General features: G+C 60.3%; 23 protein-coding genes and 2 pseudogenes. 15 read left to right on the top strand and 10 right to left on the bottom strand.

All coding sequences use genetic code 11. The features are described 5' to 3' along the window. Nucleotides 1-136: 136 nt before the first annotated feature. Nucleotides 137-661: a transposase gene (locus tag EC86_RS0123370; protein ID WP_029524731.1), complete on the bottom strand. Its 525-nt coding sequence runs from the start codon at nucleotides 659-661 to the stop codon at nucleotides 137-139. Between the two features lie 746 nt (nucleotides 662-1407). Here EC86_RS0123370 and EC86_RS0123375 point away from each other — a divergent pair. Together EC86_RS0123375 and EC86_RS0123380 are read left to right on the top strand one after the other, a co-directional pair. After that, a complete protein-coding gene (locus tag EC86_RS0123375; protein WP_029528228.1) occupies nucleotides 1408-1785 on the top strand; it encodes a TfoX/Sxy family protein in 378 nt (125 codons plus the stop codon). A 117-nt stretch (nucleotides 1786-1902) separates the two neighbouring features. After that, the gene (locus EC86_RS0123380; RefSeq protein ID WP_029528229.1) at nucleotides 1903-2301 is read left to right on the top strand and encodes a single-stranded DNA-binding protein; all 399 of its coding nucleotides are present in this window, start codon (nucleotides 1903-1905) and stop codon (nucleotides 2299-2301) included. A gap of 772 nt (nucleotides 2302-3073) precedes the next feature. Here EC86_RS0123380 and EC86_RS0123395 read toward each other — a convergent pair. Together EC86_RS0123395 and EC86_RS28170 are read right to left on the bottom strand one after the other, a co-directional pair. After that, on the bottom strand, nucleotides 3074-4651 hold the full coding sequence (locus EC86_RS0123395) for an FAD/NAD(P)-binding protein (RefSeq protein ID WP_036774071.1): 1578 nt from the start codon (nucleotides 4649-4651) through the stop codon (nucleotides 3074-3076). Nucleotides 4652-5045: 394 nt separating this feature from the next. After that, nucleotides 5046-5231: pseudogene (locus tag EC86_RS28170) on the bottom strand (phage tail protein); the annotation flags it as partial. Between the two features lie 382 nt (nucleotides 5232-5613). On the opposite strand from EC86_RS28170, the gene EC86_RS27310 reads away from it, so the two are divergent. The 3 genes and pseudogenes from EC86_RS27310 to EC86_RS30505 all read left to right on the top strand — a co-directional run. Further along, nucleotides 5614-6627, top strand: a complete 1014-nt coding sequence (locus tag EC86_RS27310; protein ID WP_029528232.1) for a lysozyme inhibitor LprI family protein — start codon at nucleotides 5614-5616, stop codon at nucleotides 6625-6627. 250 nt (nucleotides 6628-6877) lie between these two features. Further along, entirely contained in the window at nucleotides 6878-7402 is a 525-nt protein-coding gene (locus tag EC86_RS0123410) for a transposase (protein WP_029524731.1), read from the top strand. A 317-nt stretch (nucleotides 7403-7719) separates the two neighbouring features. Continuing rightward, nucleotides 7720-8097, top strand: a pseudogene (locus EC86_RS30505) (transposase); the annotation flags it as partial. Nucleotides 8098-8129: 32 nt separating this feature from the next. On the opposite strand, the gene EC86_RS30140 reads toward EC86_RS30505, so the two are convergent. From EC86_RS30140 to EC86_RS28180, 4 genes are all read right to left on the bottom strand, one after another. Beyond that, nucleotides 8130-10220 (bottom strand): recombinase family protein, encoded by a 2091-nt coding sequence (locus tag EC86_RS30140; RefSeq protein ID WP_029528226.1) that lies wholly within the window; start codon nucleotides 10218-10220, stop codon nucleotides 8130-8132. Then, nucleotides 10214-10501 carry a hypothetical protein gene (locus EC86_RS0123425; protein ID WP_029528225.1) on the bottom strand — a complete coding sequence of 96 codons (288 nt, stop codon included), beginning with the start codon at nucleotides 10499-10501 and terminating at the stop codon, nucleotides 10214-10216. Before EC86_RS0123425 ends, EC86_RS30140 begins: the two co-directional genes overlap by 7 nt. 5 nt (nucleotides 10502-10506) lie before the next feature. Next, a complete protein-coding gene (locus EC86_RS0123430; protein WP_029528224.1) occupies nucleotides 10507-10971 on the bottom strand; it encodes a helix-turn-helix domain-containing protein in 465 nt (154 codons plus the stop codon). 210 nt (nucleotides 10972-11181) lie between these two features. Then, the gene (locus tag EC86_RS28180; RefSeq protein ID WP_269635758.1) at nucleotides 11182-11490 is read right to left on the bottom strand and encodes a DUF5372 family protein; all 309 of its coding nucleotides are present in this window, start codon (nucleotides 11488-11490) and stop codon (nucleotides 11182-11184) included. On the opposite strand from EC86_RS28180, the gene EC86_RS0123440 reads away from it, so the two are divergent. From EC86_RS0123440 to EC86_RS30150, 5 genes are all read left to right on the top strand, one after another. Beyond that, nucleotides 11460-11822: an integrase core domain-containing protein gene (locus tag EC86_RS0123440; RefSeq protein ID WP_029528223.1), complete on the top strand. Its 363-nt coding sequence runs from the start codon at nucleotides 11460-11462 to the stop codon at nucleotides 11820-11822. The two genes, EC86_RS28180 and EC86_RS0123440, sit on opposite strands and share 31 nt — an antisense overlap. Nucleotides 11823-12207: 385 nt before the next feature. Continuing rightward, nucleotides 12208-12372: a hypothetical protein gene (locus tag EC86_RS30145; protein WP_232230032.1), complete on the top strand. Its 165-nt coding sequence runs from the start codon at nucleotides 12208-12210 to the stop codon at nucleotides 12370-12372. Between the two features lie 78 nt (nucleotides 12373-12450). Then, on the top strand, nucleotides 12451-13221 hold the full coding sequence (locus EC86_RS0123450) for a tyrosine-type recombinase/integrase (protein ID WP_029528234.1): 771 nt from the start codon (nucleotides 12451-12453) through the stop codon (nucleotides 13219-13221). A 10-nt stretch (nucleotides 13222-13231) separates the two neighbouring features. Beyond that, complete coding sequence (locus EC86_RS0123455; RefSeq protein WP_084181741.1) at nucleotides 13232-14380, top strand: hypothetical protein; 1149 nt, start codon at nucleotides 13232-13234, stop codon at nucleotides 14378-14380. A gap of 198 nt (nucleotides 14381-14578) precedes the next feature. Next, nucleotides 14579-14710, top strand: a complete 132-nt coding sequence (locus EC86_RS30150) for an IS4 family transposase (protein ID WP_232230033.1) — start codon at nucleotides 14579-14581, stop codon at nucleotides 14708-14710. 171 nt (nucleotides 14711-14881) lie between these two features. On the opposite strand, the gene EC86_RS0123465 is transcribed toward EC86_RS30150, so the two are convergent. Next, on the bottom strand, nucleotides 14882-15730 hold the full coding sequence (locus EC86_RS0123465) for an NAD(P)-dependent oxidoreductase (RefSeq protein ID WP_029528236.1): 849 nt from the start codon (nucleotides 15728-15730) through the stop codon (nucleotides 14882-14884). A gap of 138 nt (nucleotides 15731-15868) precedes the next feature. Between EC86_RS0123465 and nthA the strand changes: the two genes are divergently transcribed. Genes nthA through EC86_RS0123485 form a run of 4 tightly spaced genes read left to right on the top strand, consistent with a single transcriptional unit; the run spans nucleotide 15869 to nucleotide 18546 of the window. Further along, nucleotides 15869-16495 carry a nitrile hydratase subunit alpha gene (gene nthA, locus EC86_RS0123470; RefSeq protein WP_029528237.1) on the top strand — a complete coding sequence of 209 codons (627 nt, stop codon included), beginning with the start codon at nucleotides 15869-15871 and terminating at the stop codon, nucleotides 16493-16495. Then, nucleotides 16492-17151, top strand: a complete 660-nt coding sequence (gene nthB / locus EC86_RS0123475) for a nitrile hydratase subunit beta (RefSeq protein ID WP_029528238.1) — start codon at nucleotides 16492-16494, stop codon at nucleotides 17149-17151. Before nthA ends, nthB begins: the two co-directional genes overlap by 4 nt. Further along, on the top strand, nucleotides 17151-17516 hold the full coding sequence (locus tag EC86_RS0123480) for a nitrile hydratase accessory protein (protein WP_029528239.1): 366 nt from the start codon (nucleotides 17151-17153) through the stop codon (nucleotides 17514-17516). The genes nthB and EC86_RS0123480 overlap by 1 nt, the downstream gene beginning before the upstream one ends. 52 nt (nucleotides 17517-17568) lie before the next feature. Next, nucleotides 17569-18546 carry an NADPH:quinone reductase gene (locus EC86_RS0123485; protein WP_029528240.1) on the top strand — a complete coding sequence of 326 codons (978 nt, stop codon included), beginning with the start codon at nucleotides 17569-17571 and terminating at the stop codon, nucleotides 18544-18546. Nucleotides 18547-18945: 399 nt separating this feature from the next. Here EC86_RS0123485 and EC86_RS0123490 read toward each other — a convergent pair whose 3' ends face one another. Then, entirely contained in the window at nucleotides 18946-20337 is a 1392-nt protein-coding gene (locus EC86_RS0123490) for a mercuric reductase (protein ID WP_029528241.1), read from the bottom strand. A 138-nt stretch (nucleotides 20338-20475) separates the two neighbouring features. After that, complete coding sequence (locus EC86_RS29205; protein WP_156955485.1) at nucleotides 20476-20739, bottom strand: hypothetical protein; 264 nt, start codon at nucleotides 20737-20739, stop codon at nucleotides 20476-20478. Nucleotides 20740-20876: 137 nt separating this feature from the next. On the opposite strand from EC86_RS29205, the gene EC86_RS30155 reads away from it, so the two are divergent. Next, nucleotides 20877-21380 (top strand): DUF6444 domain-containing protein, encoded by a 504-nt coding sequence (locus EC86_RS30155; protein WP_036774075.1) that lies wholly within the window; start codon nucleotides 20877-20879, stop codon nucleotides 21378-21380.

The raw sequence follows: 21380 nt of genomic DNA on the forward strand, positions 1-21380 counted from the left end.
GCCGCCTCAGAGCGCTGCCAGCGCTGCACGCTGCGGCACGACAAGCCGATCTGGCGGCAAGCCGGTTGCAAACGCGCCCCGTCGGCGCAGGCCTTGTCAATGAGGCCGAGCAACTTTTGGCGCTGCTGGACGGACGTCATTTGTCCGCGCCCTCCAACAGCGCCTGGAAGTTTTTTTGCAACACCAGCAAGGCAGCCACCTCGGCCAGCGCCTTTTCCTTGCGCCTGAGTTCGCGCTGCAACTGATCATGCTGGCGCTGCAGCTCGCGAAAGGCGCCGCTCGCCTCGCGTGAAGCGGGCACGGCAGGGGTGCAAAACGCCTGGTGCCACTGCACCAGCTGATGCTCGAACACGCCATGCTCGCGGCACCAGCTGGCCCGGGCCATGTCATCCAGTGCATAGCTTTGCTGCAGCGCCATCAAACGCTGTGCAGGCGTCCAGGCCGACGCCGGGCCGTCCAGTGCAGCAGTTGCAGCGGACACCGGGGGGGCTATCGTGCCGGTTTTCTTGCTTGCGCTTTGCAGCCACTTCCTGAGCGTGCCGGCGGACATGTTGAGTTCACTGGCAACGCTGATAACGGAACGCGTGCCGCGATGCCTGGCTTTGAGCAATGCCTGCTCTTTAAATTCAAGGGAGTGATGTGAATGCGGTGTTCTGGTCATGAAATGTCGTTGCCGGGCAGTTAGCCATTGAAGAATTGGACGCGACAACAAGTCTGACACCCGGGGCCTTCCTTTGTATGCACTGCGGCGCTCCGATGATCGTCCTGCTGACCTTCGCTCGCGGCCAACCGATCCGCGCACCGCCCCAGCAGGCTCGGGCACCATGAGTACAAAGCTGCATCAGCGTTCGAGGCAACCTCGATCCCTCGTCTTCGTGGGTCGCGAGGTGCTTTTGTCTTCATGCTCAACGACGGCCCTTGTAGCTCGTCCTGTCTCCGGCCAAGTCAAGGTGACGACTTCGATCCGCTGCGCTGTGCCAACGACATTGGCCGGTTCGCCAGGCGCATCGTCGGCGCCGACTCGCCCCAGGCATCCCGAATCCCCATAGGTTCGTCGCGTTCTCAAGCCCTTGCGGTGCATTGCGCGCTTTCCTCCTTCGAGGCTTGTCCAACACCTGCCCTCACGCCGTCGTCGTGCTTGGGCGCTGCTGTGTTGCACGGGCAGGTATCGGACAACCCTTAACTAGAGCGGACATTGGTTTTAATAGATTCAGCGACAGCTCTTGGTCGGGTGCCGGTGCTGCGCTCATCGAAATCGTCGCCCCTTTGCTGACGGTCAAGCTGCTGGTCCCAATGTCGGGAATGCAGCAAGCAGTTCCGGAGGTCGACTGACTCTTGTCAGTCTGAAGGAGTCAGTCGGCAGGCTGCAAAAGAAGTATTCGCCATTGGATTGTTAAACTTTTTGCTGTGATCGCACAGCCTGACGAGTTTGCCCAATACTGCTGTGAACTGCTGTACGCAGCCGGTCCATGCACGGCGCGTCGCATGTTCGGCGGGTACGGCATCAGCACCGACGGGCTCACGCTGGCATTGGTTGCCGACCTGGGCCAAGGCGAAACGCTGTGGCTCAAGGCCGGCCCGGATACCCGCGCCCTGTTTGAAGCTGCAGGATGTGAACGTTTCACCTACCAGGCTAAAGGCAAGGAGAGGCACCTGGGCTTTTACAGCGCCCCCGGTGAAGCCATGGAGTCAGCCCGCGAGATGGCCCCCTGGGCCCATCTGGCATTGCAGGCAGCAATTGCAGCCCGGCAACCGAAAAAAGCCCGGTCAAGGAAGAAAAAGTAACCAGCACGCTGCAACGACACCCGGGGTCATACCGTGCAATACAGATGCGTCGCCGCTGCGGGCAATACACTGGACAAAGCATCCGCCCCTTGGAATCTTTCATCTGTGGAGCCACCCATGATTGAGGCCTTGATATCCGGCAAGCCACAGGGACAACCTTCCGAAAAGATGGCCAAGACCGGCAAGCCGTTTGTGACGGCCAAGGTGCGCGTGCATGCGGGGGACGCCGATGTGTTCGTGAACGTCATTGCCTTCAGCGAATCGGCCTGCGCGGCCCTCTTGGCGTTGGAGAGCGGCGACGCCGTGTCGCTCGCCGGCAGCCTCACCCCCAAGGCGTGGACGGACCGCGAGGGTATGGCCCGCCCGGCACTCGACCTGGTGGCCAGCCATGTATTGACCGCCTACCATGTGACGCGCAAGCGCAGAGCCCTCGAGCGCAAGCCACCTGACCCGTCTGAATCCCAACAATCAAGCCATCATGATGAGCTTGACGATGGCAGCCCGCTGGACTTTTGAGTCCATACCTTCTGAGCGATCAGGGACAGACAAAGCAGTCATTTCTACTTTGCCCGTGGGGCGTTCATCAATGCTGCAGCAATGCGCTCATGCCAGACATGGGCTTCGAGCTTGGGACGCAGAACGCCCTGGATGTTGCGCAGCCAGCAGCCTCGATTGTCCTGGCTTGCAGGGTGATCAATGCTTTGCCGGCATCACTGTCAACTCCGCATCACTGCCAACACCGACAGTCCAGGCGCAGCCTGCATCGACTGGGCCTTAATCTACACGCTGACGTTGGGAGCCCACGCAGCGATCATCAGCATGCAACCCATCAGCGTCAGGCCAATGGACATCCGCAGGCGCGAGCGACGTTTCACACGAGCCCTGTGGTCGCAGTAATCCCGGTAGTCCCGGTTGTTCCAATTCACGCTGCGGTTGATAGAAAACATAGCACTCCCTTGTCCATGCGTTGTTGATGTGCTTCCTGCGCAGTGCAGTTCGAACCAATTTCCACTGCCGCGTCGCACCTGCGTTGTCTGGGTCCAGTTTCGTCAATGCAGTGCTTATTGCCCATCACTTAGATGGGTTACTTAATTGAAGTTTTGGCATGCTGGATTTGAAGCTCATCCATTAGAACGTTAAGGGAACCCATAGCGATTTTTTGAAGCTCCAAACAAGTGAGCACCATCGAGTAACTTACGTAACCATAAGAAATTAAAGACTACTCTTCTGCAAAAAAGACAACCTTGCCCATGGCAGCTTGCTGCAGCAAGACCGTTCCCTTCGGCCGTCAACTACTACGGCTTGCCCCCAGGCTGCTCAAAATGTCAGGAAGGATGCGGTAGATTTGCGCAGCGATAAATATCGCTCCGAGTGGATCGCCAAAGGTACCCGCTGTTGGCGGTCCTATCACGCGGACAGCCGGTTGTTTCGTCCTCTTTGCGCTCAACGCCTGGCAATTCTCATCGACCGCGAAGCCGATACCGCATTCGTCGGCAGTGAGCCAGCCCTTGCCCATCAATGCAGAGAGAAATGGACTCGATGAAACCCTCGACAAAACGTCCAGGCCCGTGCAATTGATGATGAACTCGAACGCTTCGCACCGGTTGGCCTTGCCCTCACCCTCTCTGGGTGCAAAACGAACTTGAAGCGAGCCGCTTGCTTCAAGCGCAGCCACTGACTGGATGCGCTCCGCCCTGAACTCGATGCGACCCTGCGCCTGCGCAGCCTGCACCAGGCGTTGCGTTTGTGGCGGCGAGCGAAAGCGGTGCACGTCGTACCAGGTCCGCGCTTTCTTCAGAAATCGTCGCTTTTGCGCTGCAGGCAACAGGGGCCAGGTCCGCCACACCACGTCGCGTAGCTCATCAAAGGCCGATTGCCAGCTTACGCCCTGCGCCTGGACCTCCCCAATACGCTGCCGAAGCGCTCGGATCCAGGCTCGCAACGTAGGCTCAACCCCCGGTTGCGTGAGAAAGCCCGGCGCCGGTCCCAGGATTCGATCCAGCATCTGGCGGCCCGTGGCCGTTGCAGGCGCAACCGGCACGGTCGGGGGAGGGGAAAGGGGGCCGGCGGAGGGCGCCTGGGGACGTGGCTGCAATCCGCGTCTTGAAATGCTCACGATCTTGCCCGTGTGCCCTTGCCGCAGCAGGGTCGCCAGGACATCGAGCGCCATCAAGCTGCTGCCGATGATCAAGACGTTGGCCTCACCGGGAATTTCAAGCAAACGTTGAGTCTCGAGCGGATTTTCAAGGACCCCGGGATGTGCCGTCAGCGAGGCATCGAGCGGCGTTTGCAGCCTCGGTGGCGGATTGCCGGTGGCGATGATCAGCATGTCGCACACCAGTGCGTGCCCTGCATCGGTCACCACCTCGATCGAATCGCCTTTTTTCAACGCATCGACTACGCGGGCTTGAAGATGCGTGATGGTCGATTGCGTCGATGGCCACCGAGCGTGCTCACGAAAGGCAGATTCCATATACCTGCCAAAGTCTGCACGCCGCACGAAAGCGCTGCCATCGGGCAGCAGCGCCTGCGGGTCAGCTGCAAAGAGGCCTTGCTGTTCACACCATCGCGTGAAATGCCCTGAATCCCGAGGGTCGATGGAGTGAACCCAGGTCGGCCCATTCAAGCGGTGATCGGGATCGGTGGTCGAATAGGCCAGGCCCAGGCCAACCCGGTTACGCGGTTCGATGAGGGTGATGTGCAATGGTGCTCGGGTGCTTCTCACCAGCTGGACCGCCGCGCAGACACCGCTGAAGCCACCTCCGGCAATGGCAATGTGGCTCGGTTTATCAGGCAGCACTGTATGCTCCATAGCGTTTTCGGGAATGCCAGGATGACCGCCGCCTTGCTCGGCCGGATCACGCATCACGCATCACGGCAAAGTACGGGAAGCCGGCAACGATTCATTGCGTTTCAAGCAAAGGAAAAAATCCGTCAGCGTGATCCGTTCAACCGAAAGGATTTTGTACGCTGTGACGTGGAAAGTTTTAAACGGCTACTTGACCCTACACGCAATGGACTTCTGCACATTCAGCGCCACCACGGGGAAATTACGCAGCCTGCAAGATGAAAACGAGCAACTCAAGCGCGCACTGGTCCCGGACCCCAAACTCGAAGGCGGGGTCGTGTGCCAATAAAGCCGCACCTGCCTGTGAATCCCCCCCCCCAAGGCTATGCCTCGACCAAGTATTGGGCAAGGCATATTAGGACCTGGACGGATATATCCCCTCCAACGCAATGCAAAAGTGCGTGTTGGGATCTGGCTCTTTACCCTTCAGATTTGGCAATGCGAAGGTCGTAGCACCGTCTCCTCCGTAGGTTGTGCCCAGTAAACTGAAGAGGGCAGTATTTTGCGAAATGGCCATGAGTTGCCCTTCGCAGAATGCCCAGCCGTTTGGGGCGAAGTTATACGGAAGTAGTTGAATTTGACCTAGAAATGGTTCCATGGTAAGGCTTCCTATGGTGGCGGTAAAGCGCGATGAACGGTAGGGCACTGTTGGCGAATTGTCAAGTTCATGACGCCAGCCGGGCGAAGCGCGATGTTCGTGCTTTCTCCCGAGGCTGGCCGGTTAGGCATGCCGTGATCCGCTTGACATTCATGGCAACCCCCCGTCACCCCATGCTGCAGGCTCGTTTTGGCCAAGCTTTCACTGCTGCCATTTGTCTATGCAGCCAGCATCAAGCTATCAAGGGCCGAGCTGCACGTTGAGCTAAGCTTTCATCTTACCTCCCATGCCTGGGTCACATTGACATTGCCAAGAAGCGCTTATTTCGAGCAGTGGATGAAGTCCTACCCTTGCGCTTCCCTTGCCGCGCTATGGTATCGGCATGGTCATCATCAAACGTCAGGGAGTCAGCCTTGCCTCCGCAGTTGGGCGCGGGGCGGCAGCCGTAGCGGGCGCATGGCTGCTGATGCTGGGTCATGCTGCTTCATCGCCTTTTCCCGATCAACCGAAGGGAGCGGCTGCGCCGCAGAGCGCAGCACTGACGCCCGTGCAGCGAGCCGCCTGTCCCTTGCAGCTGGCAGCGACAGTAGCCGGCAGGAAAGACGGGAAATTTACCCTGCAGACCGACTTGTCCGGCATGACCGCGAGCAATATCGCCTCGTTTATTGTCCTGGGCAAGGAAGCGGCTGCGGCAGGCCGGCCGCGCGACGCCGAAGTGGCTTTCCTGATGTCATGCCGGGTGGCGGACAAGCTCAAGGGGATGGACTCCGTTGAGTCCGCCGACGCAAAGTACCAGCTGGGCTGGCTTTATGCCGGGCTCGCTTTGGAGGATGGCTCTGCCAGAGCCAGTCGCGCCGAGCTGCGCAGGCGTGCCGAACGCCTTTACGCCGACAGCTTGCAGACCTATCAGGCCAAGTATGGCCAGGCCCATGAGAAGTCACGGTTCGCGGCCGAAGGGCTCCAGGCGCTGGGCCAGCCGGTCGGGTCGGCGCAGGAGGGCACGTCAAAGCCTTCCCAAGCCTCCATGCCGCCATCGCGGCCCCGCCGCAATGAGGCCGCACAAGCGGCTTCACCAGCGCCGGGCGAGCCGGGCGCAGCAGCGTCGCCCGGACCGAGTTTTGACTGCGCCAAGGCGCGCTCCATGCCCGAGAAGATGATTTGCTCGGACGCCGAGCTTGCCCGGCTCGACCGCGAACTGGGCCGGGTGTACGCGCGGGCGAAAAACGCGGCCTCTGACGGCGCCGCCTTTCGGCGCCAGAACAGCGAAGAGTGGCGCAGGCGCGAGGCGATGTGCCGGGATCGGGAGTGCCTGCTGCGCTGGTATGCGAACAGGCACGATCAGCTGATGAATATCATGCAAGGGCAAGAGCCAGCGCCATCGACGGTCTCCCGATAGGCTATTTTTTGGCGACGCTCAGCTTTACTTCGTTTGCCGCCCTGCCTATATCGGCAGCGGCATCAAGCAACTCAGCCATGTCCTGGTGTTCGCATACCCGTGGAAGGTGCTCTACAGCCTGAAGCAGCAGCGCGCCGGAAGTCACAAACGACGAGACACGCGAGTATTGGACCGCCTCGATGTCCCCCGGGTGTCAGACTTGTTGTCGCGTCCAATTCTTCAATGGCTAACTACCCGGCAACGACATTTCATGACCAGAACACCGCATTCACATCACTCCCTTGAATTTAAAGAGCAGGCATTGCTCAAAGCCAGGCATCGCGGCACGCGTTCCGTTATCAGCGTTGCCAGTGAACTCAACATGTCCGCCGGCACGCTCAGGAAGTGGCTGCAAAGCGCAAGCAAGAAAACCGGCACGATAGCCCCCCCGGTGTCCGCTGCAACTGCTGCACTGGACGGCCCGGCGTCGGCCTGGACGCCTGCACAGCGTTTGATGGCGCTGCAGCAAAGCTATGCACTGGATGACATGGCCCGGGCCAGCTGGTGCCGCGAGCATGGCGTGTTCGAGCATCAGCTGGTGCAGTGGCACCAGGCGTTTTGCACCCCTGCCGTGCCCGCTTCACGCGAGGCGAGCGGCGCCTTTCGCGAGCTGCAGCGCCAGCATGATCAGTTGCAGCGCGAACTCAGGCGCAAGGAAAAGGCGCTGGCCGAGGTGGCTGCCTTGCTGGTGTTGCAAAAAAACTTCCAGGCGCTGTTGGAGGGCGCGGACAAATGACGTCCGTCCAGCAGCGCCAAAAGTTGCTCGGCCTCATTGACAAGGCCTGCGCCGACGGGGCGCGTTTGCAACCGGCTTGCCGCCAGATCGGCTTGTCGTGCCGCAGCGTGCAGCGCTGGCAGCGCTCTGAGGCGGCCGAGGGTGACCAGCGCCCTTCAGGCAAGCGGCGCTATGCACGCCCGGCCAACAAGCTGCTTGAAGAAGAGCGCCAGGCCGTGATGGCCACGCTCAACAGCGAAGCGTTCAAGGACTTGCCGCCGAGCCAGATCGTGCCTCGCCTGGCCGACAGCGGCGTCTATGTGGCGTCCGAATCCACGATGTACCGCCTGCTGCGCCAGGAGGGCCAGTTGGCCCATCGGCGCGCAGAGCGTTCAGCGCAAAAGCGCAGCCGGCCGCGCGCCCTGGCCGCGACCGGGCCCGATCAGGTGTTTTGCTGGGATATCACGTACCTGCCAACCCAGGTGCGCGGCCAGCACTTCTACCTGTACCTGTTCGAGGATCTGTTCAGCCGCAAGATCGTTGGCTGGCAGGTGTTCGATTGCGAGAGTGCCGAGCTGGCCAGCCAGTTGCTGCGCGACATCTGCGCGCGGCACAGCATTCCCCCGGGCCAGCTGACGGTGCATTCGGACAATGGCGCGCCGATGAAGGGCGAGACCATGCTGGCCACGATGCAGCGCCTGGGAGTGGCGCACACGCGCAGCCGGCCGTCCGTAAGCAACGACAAGGACTACGTCGCATACTGCACTCCTTCCGTACGTTCAGGTGGAACCGTTGCCTCCAGACGCCGCTGCGAGAGCTTGGCGCCGGGCTTCTTGCGGGGAGCCAGGTCGCCTGGTGGTTCATACAAGGACTCGTTCTTGTCGCTGTAGGCGTGGCCTCGCAACAGGCCGCGCCGCAGCCAGATCTTGACAGTGTGGGGGGTGACGTGCAATGCGTCGGCCATTTCCTGCAGTGTCAACATGCCGCGCTCGCGCAATCGGTCGTACCGCGGTTTGAGATGGTAGTCGCGCGCCAAACGCGCGATCATCCGTGTATTGAATGCCGATCCCGCACCCGGCGCGAATCCACGAGCATTGAGAACGTCGGCGATCTGCGCCGTGGTGTGTTCGTCAAGCAAGTGGTCTATCTCCTGGACCACGGCAGTGGGCGTCACACGCTGCTGCCAGGAGCACTTGGGCAGGGGTAGATGCAGCGACTTGCGCGCACCACCCTTGAAGCGAATATGTATGGTGATCTTGTCGTCACGATTCAAGGTGACGTCCTCCACCAGCAATCTGACCATGCGTTTGCGATCGCGATCGAGCGTACCCGGATCGTTCCACAGGCGAGGGAAGTCGGTGGCCAGTTGCACGATCGCTTTGCGCTGCTCGTCGGTCAACAAGCGTGCGTCTTCATCCCGGCGACGGGTGTACTCCTCGCGTGCATCGCCCAGCGCGCGCAGCTTCTCGTTCCAATCCGCCTCCAGGGAGTCGGCCACCAGCCGGTTGTCGGGATCAACGCGCATATAGCGTCGCTGCGCCAGTTCGCATTCGTACTGCGCGCGTTCAACATTGGCATGGCGCATGCGGTCCGCCTCTTCAAAGCGAGACTGCAGTTCCTGTTGAACGACCAGCGACACCTCGAGCGCAACCGGATTGACCGCCTCGATGAGCACCGCTGCGACCGCTTGGTCAATGCCGGTTCCGGGCACGTGTTGGCACACCGCTTGACCGTGCTTGATGCGTTCGCGCTGGCATATGTAGTCGGGACACAATTGCCCATGACGATCGTGATAGCGAACCGTCATGCGTTGACCGCAGCGCCCACACAAGACCATTCCTTGCAGCAGCGCAGGACCCTCGCGCGGTGGTCCGCGCCGCCGATCGGTGCCCATCGCCTGCGCGTTGGCATGCAGGCGATGCTGGTTGAGCTCGAACTCGTCCCAAGAGATATACCCCGCATGGTTACCCGGGATCAACGTGACCCATTCATCGCGCGGCATTCGACGCAGCCGGGTGCGGCCATCGATGGTCCTGACCGTATGGCAACGTCCATAAACAAACGCTCCAGCGTATCGGGGACTGTGCAGCACCCGAAGCACCTGGTCGTGCGTCAGGCTGCCCCACAGCAGTTCGCCTTTGTGGGGACCCTTGGCGCAGCGCCGCGGAAATGCCAGCTTCTCATCACGCGCGGCCTTGACCGTGGCGCAGGCTGAGCCGGTGCGGGCGAACGCCGCGAACAGCCACCTCAGGCAATGCTGGACTTGCTGATCAGGATCGAGCACGAGCGTGCCATCGCTGGTGTAGATCAACCCCACGGGCGGGCGCATCTCCAACTCGCCGCGGCGCGCCTTGTTCAGGATTCCGCCCTGCAGGCGCGCGCGCAGCACATGCAGTTCCGCCTCGCTCATGGTGCCCTTCAGGCCGAGCAGCAACCGGTCGTTGAAGTGTGCCGGGTCATAGACTCCATCCTCGTCGCAGATCAGCGTCGAGGTGAGCGCGCAGATCTCCAGCAACCGATGCCAGTCCATGGAGTTGCGTGCCAGGCGCGAGACCTCCAGACCCAGCACGATGCCCGCGTGGCCCATGCCGACTTCGGCGACCAAGCGCTGGAAGCCTTCGCGATCCGTGGCGGCGCCGGACTGGCCAAGATCGGTATCGATGACGATGACGCGTTCGTCTGCCCAGCCAAGGGCCACGGCGCGTTGGCGCAAGCCGTACTGGCGCTTGGTGCTCTCGGTGTTCTCGAACACCTGGCGCAGCGTCGACTGGCGGACATAGAGGTAGGCGTTGCGCTTGAGGTGACTGGCCTGCACCTTCTGATGGTGATCATTCAACATACGAGGGCCTCCTGCCGATTGAACAAAACCATACTGGCCAGCAGCATTGCAACGTCCCTGTGCAACTGCGCTGGACAGATCTGCTGGTCACCCTGTGGCGGCGCCGGCACCGGCGTCGGCGCCACGCACTGACTCCACACCTGCATCCAGGCGCACATACCGCCACGGGTGAACAAAGCCAGGCCCTGGGGTTGAACGGCCGATCGGCCAAGCACCTGTTGGCGCAGATCTTCGTAGCGTGCAACCAGACTGTCGTCGCGCAGCAGCGGCGCAAGCGACACGGGTATCAGCGCCGTTTTTTTTTGCGCAGCAACTGCCGCTCGATGCTGCGAGGGTGAACTTGCACCCCGAAATTTTGGTGCACCAACTCGGCCAGGCGCTCCGCACGAATATCCGGATCGGTAGCACGCGCCTCGCAGATGAACTGCAGCACCGTTGGCGTGAGTTTGTGGCCACCGTGCGGACCACTCTTGTGGGCGAGTAAAGCGGCCAGGCCGCCGCTCTCGAAGGCCGTCATGGCCTGGTAGAACGAGGGACGCGAAAAGCCGCAGGCCTTGGCAGCCTCGCTGATCGAGCGCTTGTCGATGTTGACCAGTCGCAGCATCTCGTACTTGACCTGCAGCACATCGTCGGGGTCGAAGAACGCGTTGTTGGCGAACAGTGCGTGAGTGACGCCGTGCGCACGCGGGTTGAGCGCAGCGTGCTGGCGCAGGACCGCTTGCTTGTCGTGCTTGTCTCGATCTATGGGCATGGACCCTCCTCGGCTCAGGCCAGTCAATGTATGTAAATAGGATTATGTTCGGCATGAACACACTGTCAAGGTGATCACTGCAAGCGATAGGAGGTTTCATGTGCAGCATGTATGTTGAGCTCCCATGCCAGTAGCATCGAACAGATGCAAGACAAGACGTAATCGCCTTTACACTTTGCACAATATCTTCTTTACACTGAAGGGGCCGGCTCATGACTTCATTGCCTCGATCAGTTGCACCAATTCGAGGAGTTCTTGAGCCCGGAACGCGGCACGTCCCCGCGCCACAGCATTGAAAGGGTCTTCGGCGACCAGGTCGGTCCAGACCGCCGGCATCGAGTGCGAGCCTCCTGCTGTGTCGTGGAAAAAAACCCTGTCTTCGCGCCAGTTCCTCCCACGCTCGACCAGATCGAACACCTGACCGAACAGCGGATGGTGCGGATGGGTGACGCGAAAAGGTCGTCGCTCAACGTCGCCATGCGGCGCAGTTGACTGCTCGCTCCAATCCCTATGTCGAATCGGCGTTCAGAACCCTGAAGTACCGCCCGCAATTGCCTGTCAAGCCGTTTGAAAACCTGCTGGCCGCAAGGCGCTGGGTGACCGAGCTGGCGCACTGGTACAACCATCAGCATCACCACAGCGCGATTGGCTTCGTGACTCCAGCCCAACGCCATGCCGGCCTGGACCGGGCATTGCTTGAGGAGCGATCGCTCGTCTATGAACGGGCACGCCAGGAAAATCCCCAGCGCTGGTCAAGGCAGACCCGCCAGTGGGCGCATGTCGATGTCGTTCACCTCAACCCGGAAACCCCACAAATCAAGGAGCCTCAAAACACGCAAAAAGCAGCCTGACTCACTTCACTTTAGGCGACAACTTCCTTGACAGCCACCGGAAAATGCCCTCAAGCAGACGCAGTGGAATGCATTCCTCAGGAAGAACCAGCTCGGTGCGATTGCCTTGGGCGTCGTGGTGGCACGGCTGCGCAAAGAGTTTGAAATGATCGGCGTCATTTAAAGAGCAGTTGACGTAATTGCATTTACAACAAGCCAACCATGAATCCTACCCCCTGATCGACTTCCCCTCCCCGCTCCCCCTCAAGGCGGGAGCGGGGAGGGGAAGTGAGGAAGTCCAAAGTCGGACTTCGCTTTTCAAGAGGGGGTTGTCATGGGGCATGCAGGGCGTACGACTCTTTTGCTATATTTGTTGTAAATGCAATTTAAATAGGAGAGTTATTGGATGAGTGACGTGTCTGCTCCGGAGCCCGACGCGTTCTTTGCGTCCTGGCAGGCCGCCCGGCTGGCGAACAAGGATTTGAAGCCCATGGGCGCGGCCGGCTTGACCCAGGCTTCGCTGGTCTGGCGACACTGGCTGGCGTTTTGCTCGGGGCACGGTATAGCTTAGGACGCAGCGCGCAGCGCAGACATTGCTCGGTTCACCCAAGCCATCGGCCCGCGCTCGAGCCTCAAGAAAACCTCGCCTGTGACGCTGCGCCGCTACTGGCGCGTGCTGCGCGACCTGTACGCGCATGCGCTGGCCGGTGGCCTCATCGAGGTCAACCCGGCCGAGGGCGCCCAACCGCCGGCCACCGAGCGCGTGCCTTCGCTGGCACTGTCACTTCCCATGTGGACCGCCCTGCACGAGGGCCTCTATGAAGGCTTGCTAGGTGGCGACGACTTCAAGGCCAGGCGCAACCGCCTGGCACTGCTGCTCATGATGCGCGCCGCGCTCACCGTGCGTGAGATCATCGGCTTGACGCTGGACTGCGCCCAGATTTGTGCAAGCTTTCCTGAGGTGAGCGCGGGAGCGGACCCTTTGTACGCCCTACGCGTACGAAAAGCCGGCGGCGGGCACGAACGCTCCCTGCAACTCGACCTGGAAACCAGCCGGGCGCTGCAAGCCTGGCTCGCGGTGCGCCCGGTGGGCCTTCCCGCACTGCATCCGGGCAGCCGCCTGCTCGTAGGCGACCGCATCGGGCGCAGCATCGCACCCAACGGCCTGTACAACATCTGCCAGGCGCACCTGGCGCGATGCCTGGTGGAAAAAGGTTTCTTGGAAACGTCCAATCCCGTGGCTACGCTCGATCCGGGCGCCTTGGCCCACATGGGGCCCAACACGCTGCGCAACACCTGCATTGCCGGGTGGTTCAACGCCGGCGTACCGCTCGCTGAGATCCAGCGGCGCTGCGGCTTCAAGGACGCCAGCGTCATGAGCCGCCTGGGCGCGCACCTGCTAAGCCCTTTTCCGCTTTGAAAGCAGCATGATGAGGCATCCACCGGGAACCCCTAAGAGCCAGGATGCGGCGCTTGAGCAGCTGTGGCGCCAGGTGTGCGCCTCGCGCGGCACGCCGGCGCCCGATCCGGCGGGGCTTGCCCGCTTCATGGAGGATTTGGAAACGCACGTGCGGGAAAAGCTCCAAAGCGTCTTGCTTCTGGCAGCTCGGGGCCGGGAAGCGCCGGGCGAGTTGAGCCTGCTCAGCTGGGCAGCTAGCTGCACGCGCCCTGCCCTGCTTGAGCGCCTGGCCACCTACGGCCTGGCCTTCACCGGCGCGCACCTGTTTGCCTGCGGCTTGAGGCTGCGCGAACAAGGCTGGGACATGCAGCACCGGATCGCGCAGCTGGCAGGCAACCCCGCGGACGTGGACACGCTGCGCGCCTTACTGCCTGTGAAAACTGTGGCGCTGGGTGCGCCTCAAGCGCATCCGCAAGAACAGTCCGGACCCGACAGCCCTGAAGGCAGGGCCGTGGACAAGCCATTTTCCCCCTGGCCCGAGGACGATGAATACGGCCCGCCCGATGGCCAAGCGCCCGGCTGGGAGGAGGAACCCATGGACGACATGCCGGCGTCAAATCTGTCAGCTAGCCTGCCCGTGCTGCTCACGCGCTTTGCGCGCCAGCGGTCGGAGGCTTTTCCCAACGCCTCCGGCGCGGCCAGCGCCGGGCACTCCCCAGGCGCGCCCCGGCTGCGCCTGCGCCTGTTCGGCAAGGCGGCAGCGCACACGCTGGAAATCACCCCGCACCGCCGGGGTGGCGACTTTCTGGGCGTGCACGTGGTAAGCATCGATTCGGCCCCTGCGCTGGGCAGCGGCGTGGGCTACGCCTGGGAGCGCAAGTTGGTGATCCAGCTCACGCCCGAGGAAATGCCCGCCGTCATTGCCACCTTGATGGGCTTGATACCCTCGGTGCGCTTTGGCCACCACGGCGCGGACCGCAGCAAGTTCGTCGAGTTGCGCCGCCAGGAAAACGGGCTGGTGCTGGTCACGGGCGAGCGCGCACTGAGCTACGCGGTGCCCGTGCCGGCCGGCACCGCCTGCTACGTGCTGGACCTGTTTTGCCGGGCCATGGCTATGGCTGCGCCCGGGCGCAGCGTTGCGGACGTGCTCATGCTGGTCAAAAGCGCGCACGGCTTTTGACGGCCATCAGATCAGGCAAAACCTGGGTTGTTGGCGCCGATGTCGAATTGATCCAGGATCAAAACCGCATCGGCGCCAACAGGGCTGTCGGGTCAAACGGCTGCAGCCGAGCGATATAGACCGACTACAGACCACTCTGGCGCTGTACACATGGTGATTGCCTGGCGCCTCAACCGTCTAATGCAGCTCGGACGCAACTTGTCCGATTTACTGGCTGACCTGTTGTTCGAGTCTGACGAGTGGCGAGTGACGTTTATCCTGAACAAAAAGCCCGTGACCCGCCAGACTTCCACGCTTAACACCGTGGTTCGCCTGATTGCCCAGCACTAGGGCTTTCTGGGCAGAAAGCACGATGGCGAACCGGGCGCCAAGGCGATTTGGCTGGACATGAGGAGATTGCCATCTTCGTCGAGGATGCCCGTTATGCCCGGCATTTCAATGATGGATGAATCGTAGTAATGGCATGCTTCTAGAGGGATCCATGTTCAAGGGGTCTGGTCTTTACGACAGCGAATCAATACCCACCACGCTCGCATCTTCGGCCCCATGTCCTTGAGCAATAAGTTGGTCCATGCGCTGCGCAATGCCTGGCAGCACGGACATCGGGAGATCACCCGCAGTCTCCAGCATCAGCCGTACATCCTTGCGGGCCATAGTCAATTCAAAGCTTACCGCAAAGTTGCCTTGGGCCATTTTTTTGCCGCGCCCAGCCACCATGGCGTTAAGGTCCAGCAGCCCGAGCAACTCGATCGCATCGTCCCCCTTGACGCCGCTGGCTTTGGCGATGGTGAGAATGTCAGCCAAAATGGACGACATCCCAATGATCATGGCATTGCCAAACAGCTTGTTGACTGCTGCCAGGTCTTGACGCTCCCCAAGATATTCCAGGCGTGCAGTCATCCGCGCCAGATCACCTTTGGCCTGCTCAAATAGGGCTTGAGGCCCTGCCACCATCATGGACCCCTGAGCAGCGCGGGCCGCTGCTGGCCCCATGAATACCGGACAATGCAGGTAGTTCACGCCTTCTGAATTCAGCCGCGCAGCGCGAGTCGCTGTACTGGCGGGCAGCGTGGTGGAGTGGTCTAGCACCAAGGCACTGGGTGACAAGGCAGAACGTGCGGCTGCAAGCACTTCGTCAACCACCGCATCGTCTTTCAGTATCAGGTGAACCTGGGACGCTCCCCGGACGGCATCGGCAGCGGTTGCCGCAACCGCTATGCCAAACGCCTTTAGCGCTTCAGCTTTTTCGGGTGACCGGTTCCAGACAGTGACGGTATCGCCTCGCTTGGCCGCAGCTTCTGCGAACGCGCTGCCCAACAAGCCGGTGCCAAGGAATGTGATGTTTGCCATGGAATTTATCTTTCGTATAGACTGCTTGGCGTTTATACACGCTGCCGGCTGGAAGCCATATCATTGATGTTGCTTCGGTGGCAAAGCCGGCTTGGCACAATCTGAGACGAACATTGCGAATTCGTATAGCATTTCAAGATGACTCATGACCACGACCATAACGCCGATGATCATAGCAATCTCAGCGAAACCGAGACCCGGGTGCTTGCACTGAAAACGGTGCTGTCCCAAAAGGGTCATATAGATCCTGACGCCCTGGATGTCCTGATCGACACTTATCAAAACAAGATTGGTCCGCGCAATGGTGCTCGCGTGGTGGCAAGGGCATGGATGGATCCAGCTTACCGCCAATGGCTGCTGGAAGACGCCACGGCCGCCATCGCCTCCCTTGGATACACGGGTCGACAAGGTGAGCACATGGTCGCGGTTGAAAACACGTCGAGTGTTCACAACATGGTGGTTTGCACCCTGTGTAGCTGTTATCCGGTGACCGTTTTGGGACTGCCCCCGGTTTGGTACAAGAGCGCGCCCTATCGCTCGCGGGCTGTCAAAGAACCACGCGGCGTCTTGTCAGACTTTGGCGTCACGCTCCTCGAATCGATTGCCATCCGTGTCTGGGATTCCACGGCGGAAATACGTTACCTGGTCATTCCTCTACGCCCTGCCGAAACTATTCACCTGCAAGAAGACGAGCTGGCGGCGTGGGTGACACGAGACTCCATGATCGGCACTGGATTGCCTACGGCACCGGCAGTCAAACCATGAACTACCAAAGCTTTGCTGATCTGAGTGGTCAAACCGGCATGGGACCTGTTCTGAAGGAATCAAACGAGCCTATGTTTCATGGCAACTGGGAAGCCAGTGCGTTTGCCCTGACCTTGGCAATGGGCTCTACGGGATCCTGGAACATTGATATGAGCCGTAGCGCAAGGGAAACACTGCCAAACTACCTTTCGCTGAGCTACTACCAGATATGGCTCAATGGCCTGTGCAAACTCTTGACGGAGCGAGGGCTTGTCACCGACGAAGAAATCCAGGCAGGCCACATGCTGTCCCCTGCACTTCCTGTAAAAAGGGTTCTTGTCGCACCAATGGTGGCCGGCGTTCTGGCCAGAGGTGCTCCTACCGAGCGGTCCACAGCGAGTCCTGCCAGTTTTTCTGTAGGTGACTGTGTGCGCACTTCTGAAGGTCAGGCAGATCACCACACGCGGCTACCCGCCTATGCGCGAGGCAAAGCGGGGCGCATCGCGGCCGTTCGGGCCGTGCATGTCTTTCCAGACACCAACGCCCAGGGCTTGGGTGAACAGCCGCAGTGGCTCTACAGCGTCGCTTTTAAAGGCACTACTTTGTGGGGGCAGGAGGCCGATCCTGGCTTGACGGTGTACGTCGATGCGTGGGAACCCTACCTGGAGCAGACGTAATGAATGTGCCGACCCACCTTCTGTCGGGGCAGCCCAAGGATGACGACGGCCCGGTGTTTCGCGAGCCATGGGAAGCACAAGCCTTTGCCATGACGATCTCGCTCCATGAACGTGGGCTATTCACCTGGAGCGAATGGGCACACGCCCTGTCGCAACAGATTGCAATCGCGCAGGCCCAGGGCGATCCAGATCTGGGTGACACCTACTATCAACATTGGCTGGCGGCATTGGAGAGCCTTGTGACGACGAAGCAACTCAGCAGTGAAGTCGAACTCAAACAGTACCAGCAGGCGTGGGACCAGGCTGCAGACCGGACACCGCATGGACGACCGATTGAATTACAGGAACTGGACTTCAAGTCCTGAATCCTGGTCATGGCCTTGACCGAACTCTGATCACACCGACAAAGGATATCAAATGAAGGCAGCCTGGTACACGAAGAATGGGACGGCACGCGACGTGCTGGTGGTGGGTGAATTGCCCACGCCAGAGCCTGGTCCCGGTGAAGTGCTGGTGAAGATTTACCGATCCGGCATCAATCCGTCCGATGTGAAGTCCCGCAAGAGCCGCCTTGTGAACGCTGAACTCATTGTCCCGCACAGCGACGGTGGGGGTGTCATCCATTCCGTGGGGGAGGGAGTTGCCCAGGAGCGGGTTGGCCAGCGCGTATGGCTATGGAATTGTCAATGGCAGCGGCCAATGGGTACTGCGGCTGAATTCATCGCTCTCCCCCAGTCACAGGCTGTTGCGCTCCCACCGGGAGTTGACTTTGAAGTGGCCGCATGCCTTGGTATCCCGGTATTGACGGCCTTGCAGGCAGTGCATCTTGCGGGTTCACTGAAGGGTAAAACCGTGCTGGTTACCGGCGCAGGTAACGTGGTCGGGAACTACGTCACGCAATTGGCTGTATTGGGCGGCGCAACCGTGATTGGAACAACCGGTTCAGCCCACCGAAAGTCGCATTCCAGCGAGGGCGGTGCCGCCCACGTACTGGATTACAAAACCGAAGCCATCGCGCAGAGGATCAAACAAATTACAGCCGACTATGGCGTTGATGGAATTATTGATATGGACTTTGCTTCAACGGCTGGGCTTTTAGGCCAGGGCGTATTGAAGGCTCATGGCACGCTGGTCACCTACGGCTCGAATAGCGTTGGCGCAATTCCAGTCGACTTTCGCGCCATGCTGTTCGGCTCCTTTGGAATCAAGGCATTTCTCGTCTACGACCTGAAGGACGCAGACCGTGAAATCATCACAGCAGAATTGACGGCAATGTTGGAGTCGAACTCGCTGGTCCACAAAATCGGTGCCACCTTCAGTCTGGATGAGATCGCCCTGGCGCACGAAGCAGTTGAGAACGGTGCGACCATTGGAAGCGTGCAAATTGTGATGTGAGGAGGGGCAATTGCAGCCTGATTAAATTAAGCATCGCCTTTGGAAAAGGCCGTGAATTTCTCACTGCTACGACAACACAAGGCCCCAACAATGGCTGTCCAGTTTGCCGTTCTTCCCGGTGCCGGTCGCTACAGAACGAACCGTCGTAATTTGTTGCTCGCAGTGTTGCTTATGCTCATCCTCAGCAGCTTTTCCTAGACCTGACTCAACTCCGCGTGGATGGGTAACCGCGTTCGAGGTAGTGCATGTGCGCCATCCACCTGCTTTGCTTTGGGTTCATGCGAAACCACCATCCAACCGTACCAGCCGTGCTGGGGAAAATCCTGCTTTTAGGCAGCTATGACAACAAAATCCATGAAGGCGGTGCTGCTCCACGTTCAGAGCATCAGTCTCGGGACACTATTTCAGCGGCTCGACCTTGTCCAGCAGGAAGGGCAGGAATTCGGCGACCGTAGGATGGATTGGCAAGGCATCGCGCAGCATCTGGTAGCGGGCGCCGGTGGCCATGAAACTGCTGATCACCTGAATCACCTCGTCGCAGCCGAACCCCAGCAGCGACGCGCCGACGATCTCTTCGCTTTGCTCGTCCACCAATATCTGCATCAAACCCGCGGTCTCCCCCTCCTCCTTGGCCCGGCTGACGTCCTTCATCTGATAATTTGCTGCCAGCGTAGCGCGGCCCGACTTTCTAGCTTCGTCCTCCGATAGGCCGACCCGGCCCAGCGGCGGATCGGTGTACATCGCGTAGGTCGATACCCGGCTGTCAGCGGAGCGTGCGCCGCCCATAAGATTGGCCAGTACGATTTGCCCATCCTGGTAGCTGGTGTGTGTGAAAGCACCGCGCTTGTTGATGTCACCCACCGCCCAGATGCCCGGCACATTGGTTTGAAGCTTGCCATCGGTAGGTACAAAGCCGCGCTCGTCGGTCTTAACCCCGACCGCCGCCAAGTTAAGGCGCTCGGTGTTCGGGCTGCGCCCGGTGGCGACCAGAAGGTGCGAGCCTTCGATCCGCTGTCCGCCCACTGTCACGGCGATTCCGGCATCGAAAATGTTTTCCACCCGCTCAACCTCGTTGCCGGTGTGGAAATGGATGCCTTCTCCCTGCAGCATTTCGGTGATCGCCTTTGAAACCGCCTCGTTTTCGTGGCGGGTGATGCGCGGACCGGCCTCAATCACGGTGACTTCGCTGCCGAGCCGGCGAAAAATTTGCCCCATTTCGAGACCGATGTAACTGCCGCCGATGATGACAAGATGGCGCGGAAGCTCACGAAGCTGGAGCAAGCTGACGTTGTCCAGATGCGGCACGTCATCGATGCCCGGAAGCGGCGGGATGAGCGCGCGGGTGCCGGTGTTGAGGAAAACCCGCGCGGCCCGCAGCGCTTGGTCACCGGCAGTCAGCTCGAACCGGTCACCGGCTCGGCCCACAAAGGCTCCCCAGCCCCGCAACAAGGTCAGGCCGTCTTGCCCAGTGATCGATTTTTCCAGCCCGGCTCGCGATTCGTCGACCCGCTGCTGCATCCGCTCCATAGCGGCCGCGAAGCCGATTTCGATTTTTCCGGCCTGGATACCGAAGTCGCCAGCACGACCTGCCAGATACGCGACCCGGGCGCTTTTGCGCAGGGTCTTGGTCGGCGTGCAACCGTGATTGACGCACGAACCACCGACCAATCCCCCTTCTATCAAGGCAACCTTCTCGCCGCGCCCAGCCAGCGTCATGGCAAGGTTAGGGCCTGCTTGGCCGGCGCCGATCACAACGACGTCAAACTCGATGACGGGCTTGTTCTTGTTCATGTAATGCTCCTAATGCCTTGACTTTAAAACGAACAATTCGGCTTTCGCTCAGTACCGGCGGATGCCAAGGTTTTGGTCAAGGTTGAGGAAAGCGAGTTCATGTTGATTCTCCTGGCAGATTGAGGCGAAAAGACTTGCTTACTTTTTGACTGCCGCGCAAGCGCCACATTTGGCGCTGCATGCGCCGCACTTCGCCTTGACCGTCTTGTTCTTGCTTCCTTTTACGCTGCTCGCGGCATATTTCGACTTGCATGCACCACATTTGGCTTTGGATGAGGTCGCCTGTTTGGGTCCGCACTTGGCGCCAGCGCAGCTGGCAGCCATTACGTTTCCAGAAAGCGCTGCAGCGGTCACGACTGCAGATGCGATGGTTTTGGCGATTTTGGATGATAGGTTGCTCATGGGATGTCCTTGTTTGGTTGAATCGGTCGTAACGTTGGGAAAACGCGGAAAGTCACGTACAAAACGAGGCTTTCGTGGATGTGACTGTTCAGCCCTCCTGAATTGCAGCCCAAGGGGTTTATGTCAAACTTGAAGCCGTGCAAGAACCAGACGCTACTGCCGACCTGACGCTCCAGGCCATGAACGAGAAAGCCCAAGCGCTGCAAGGGCAAGTGCAGGCGCTCACGAGCGAAGTCGAAAGACTGCGTTTGCGCATCAAGGAGCTCGAAGGCCAGGCATCGAAGAACAGCAAGAACTCGAGCAAGCCGCCATCTTCGGACGGCTTGAAAAAGACGACCTCGCTGCGCGTGGCCTCGGGCAGGAAGCCGGGCGGTCAGGCCGGGCACGCGGGCAAGACGTTGGAGCAAACAGACAGGCCAGACATCGTCATCCGGCATGCGCTGCCCGAGCGCTGCGATGCCTGCCAGGCGACGCTGTCCAATAGTGATGCGCAAGTTCACCGGCGCGGCCAGGTGTTTGACATCCCGGCCGTGCGTTTTGAGGTGGTGGAGTTCCAGACGCTGCAACTGCGCTGCCCGTGCGGCAAGCTCCACGAGAACGAGTTTGCGCCCGAAGTGTGTGTATGCCCGGCATTTCAATGA

The organism is Polaromonas glacialis (assembly GCF_000709345.1).
Classification (GTDB): Bacteria; Pseudomonadota; Gammaproteobacteria; order Burkholderiales; family Burkholderiaceae_C; genus Polaromonas; species Polaromonas glacialis.

Coding starts and splice junctions, on each gene's coding strand:
- nthA (WP_029528237.1), top strand. CDS start 15,869: ATGACTCATGACCACGACCATAACGCCGATGATCATAGCAATCTCAGC.
- EC86_RS0123455 (WP_084181741.1), top strand. CDS start 13,232: ATGAGGCATCCACCGGGAACCCCTAAGAGCCAGGATGCGGCGCTTGAG.
- EC86_RS30145 (WP_232230032.1), top strand. CDS start 12,208: ATGAGTGACGTGTCTGCTCCGGAGCCCGACGCGTTCTTTGCGTCCTGG.
- EC86_RS0123490 (WP_029528241.1), bottom strand. CDS start 20,337: ATGAACAAGAACAAGCCCGTCATCGAGTTTGACGTCGTTGTGATCGGC.
- EC86_RS0123480 (WP_029528239.1), top strand. CDS start 17,151: ATGAATGTGCCGACCCACCTTCTGTCGGGGCAGCCCAAGGATGACGAC.
- EC86_RS0123485 (WP_029528240.1), top strand. CDS start 17,569: ATGAAGGCAGCCTGGTACACGAAGAATGGGACGGCACGCGACGTGCTG.
- EC86_RS29205 (WP_156955485.1), bottom strand. CDS start 20,739: ATGAGCAACCTATCATCCAAAATCGCCAAAACCATCGCATCTGCAGTC.
- EC86_RS27310 (WP_029528232.1), top strand. CDS start 5,614: ATGGTCATCATCAAACGTCAGGGAGTCAGCCTTGCCTCCGCAGTTGGG.
- EC86_RS30140 (WP_029528226.1), bottom strand. CDS start 10,220: ATGTTGAATGATCACCATCAGAAGGTGCAGGCCAGTCACCTCAAGCGC.
- EC86_RS0123380 (WP_029528229.1), top strand. CDS start 1,903: ATGATTGAGGCCTTGATATCCGGCAAGCCACAGGGACAACCTTCCGAA.
- EC86_RS0123395 (WP_036774071.1), bottom strand. CDS start 4,651: ATGCGTGATCCGGCCGAGCAAGGCGGCGGTCATCCTGGCATTCCCGAA.
- nthB (WP_029528238.1), top strand. CDS start 16,492: ATGAACTACCAAAGCTTTGCTGATCTGAGTGGTCAAACCGGCATGGGA.
- EC86_RS0123430 (WP_029528224.1), bottom strand. CDS start 10,971: ATGCCCATAGATCGAGACAAGCACGACAAGCAAGCGGTCCTGCGCCAG.
- EC86_RS0123465 (WP_029528236.1), bottom strand. CDS start 15,730: ATGGCAAACATCACATTCCTTGGCACCGGCTTGTTGGGCAGCGCGTTC.
- EC86_RS0123370 (WP_029524731.1), bottom strand. CDS start 661: ATGACCAGAACACCGCATTCACATCACTCCCTTGAATTTAAAGAGCAG.
- EC86_RS0123410 (WP_029524731.1), top strand. CDS start 6,878: ATGACCAGAACACCGCATTCACATCACTCCCTTGAATTTAAAGAGCAG.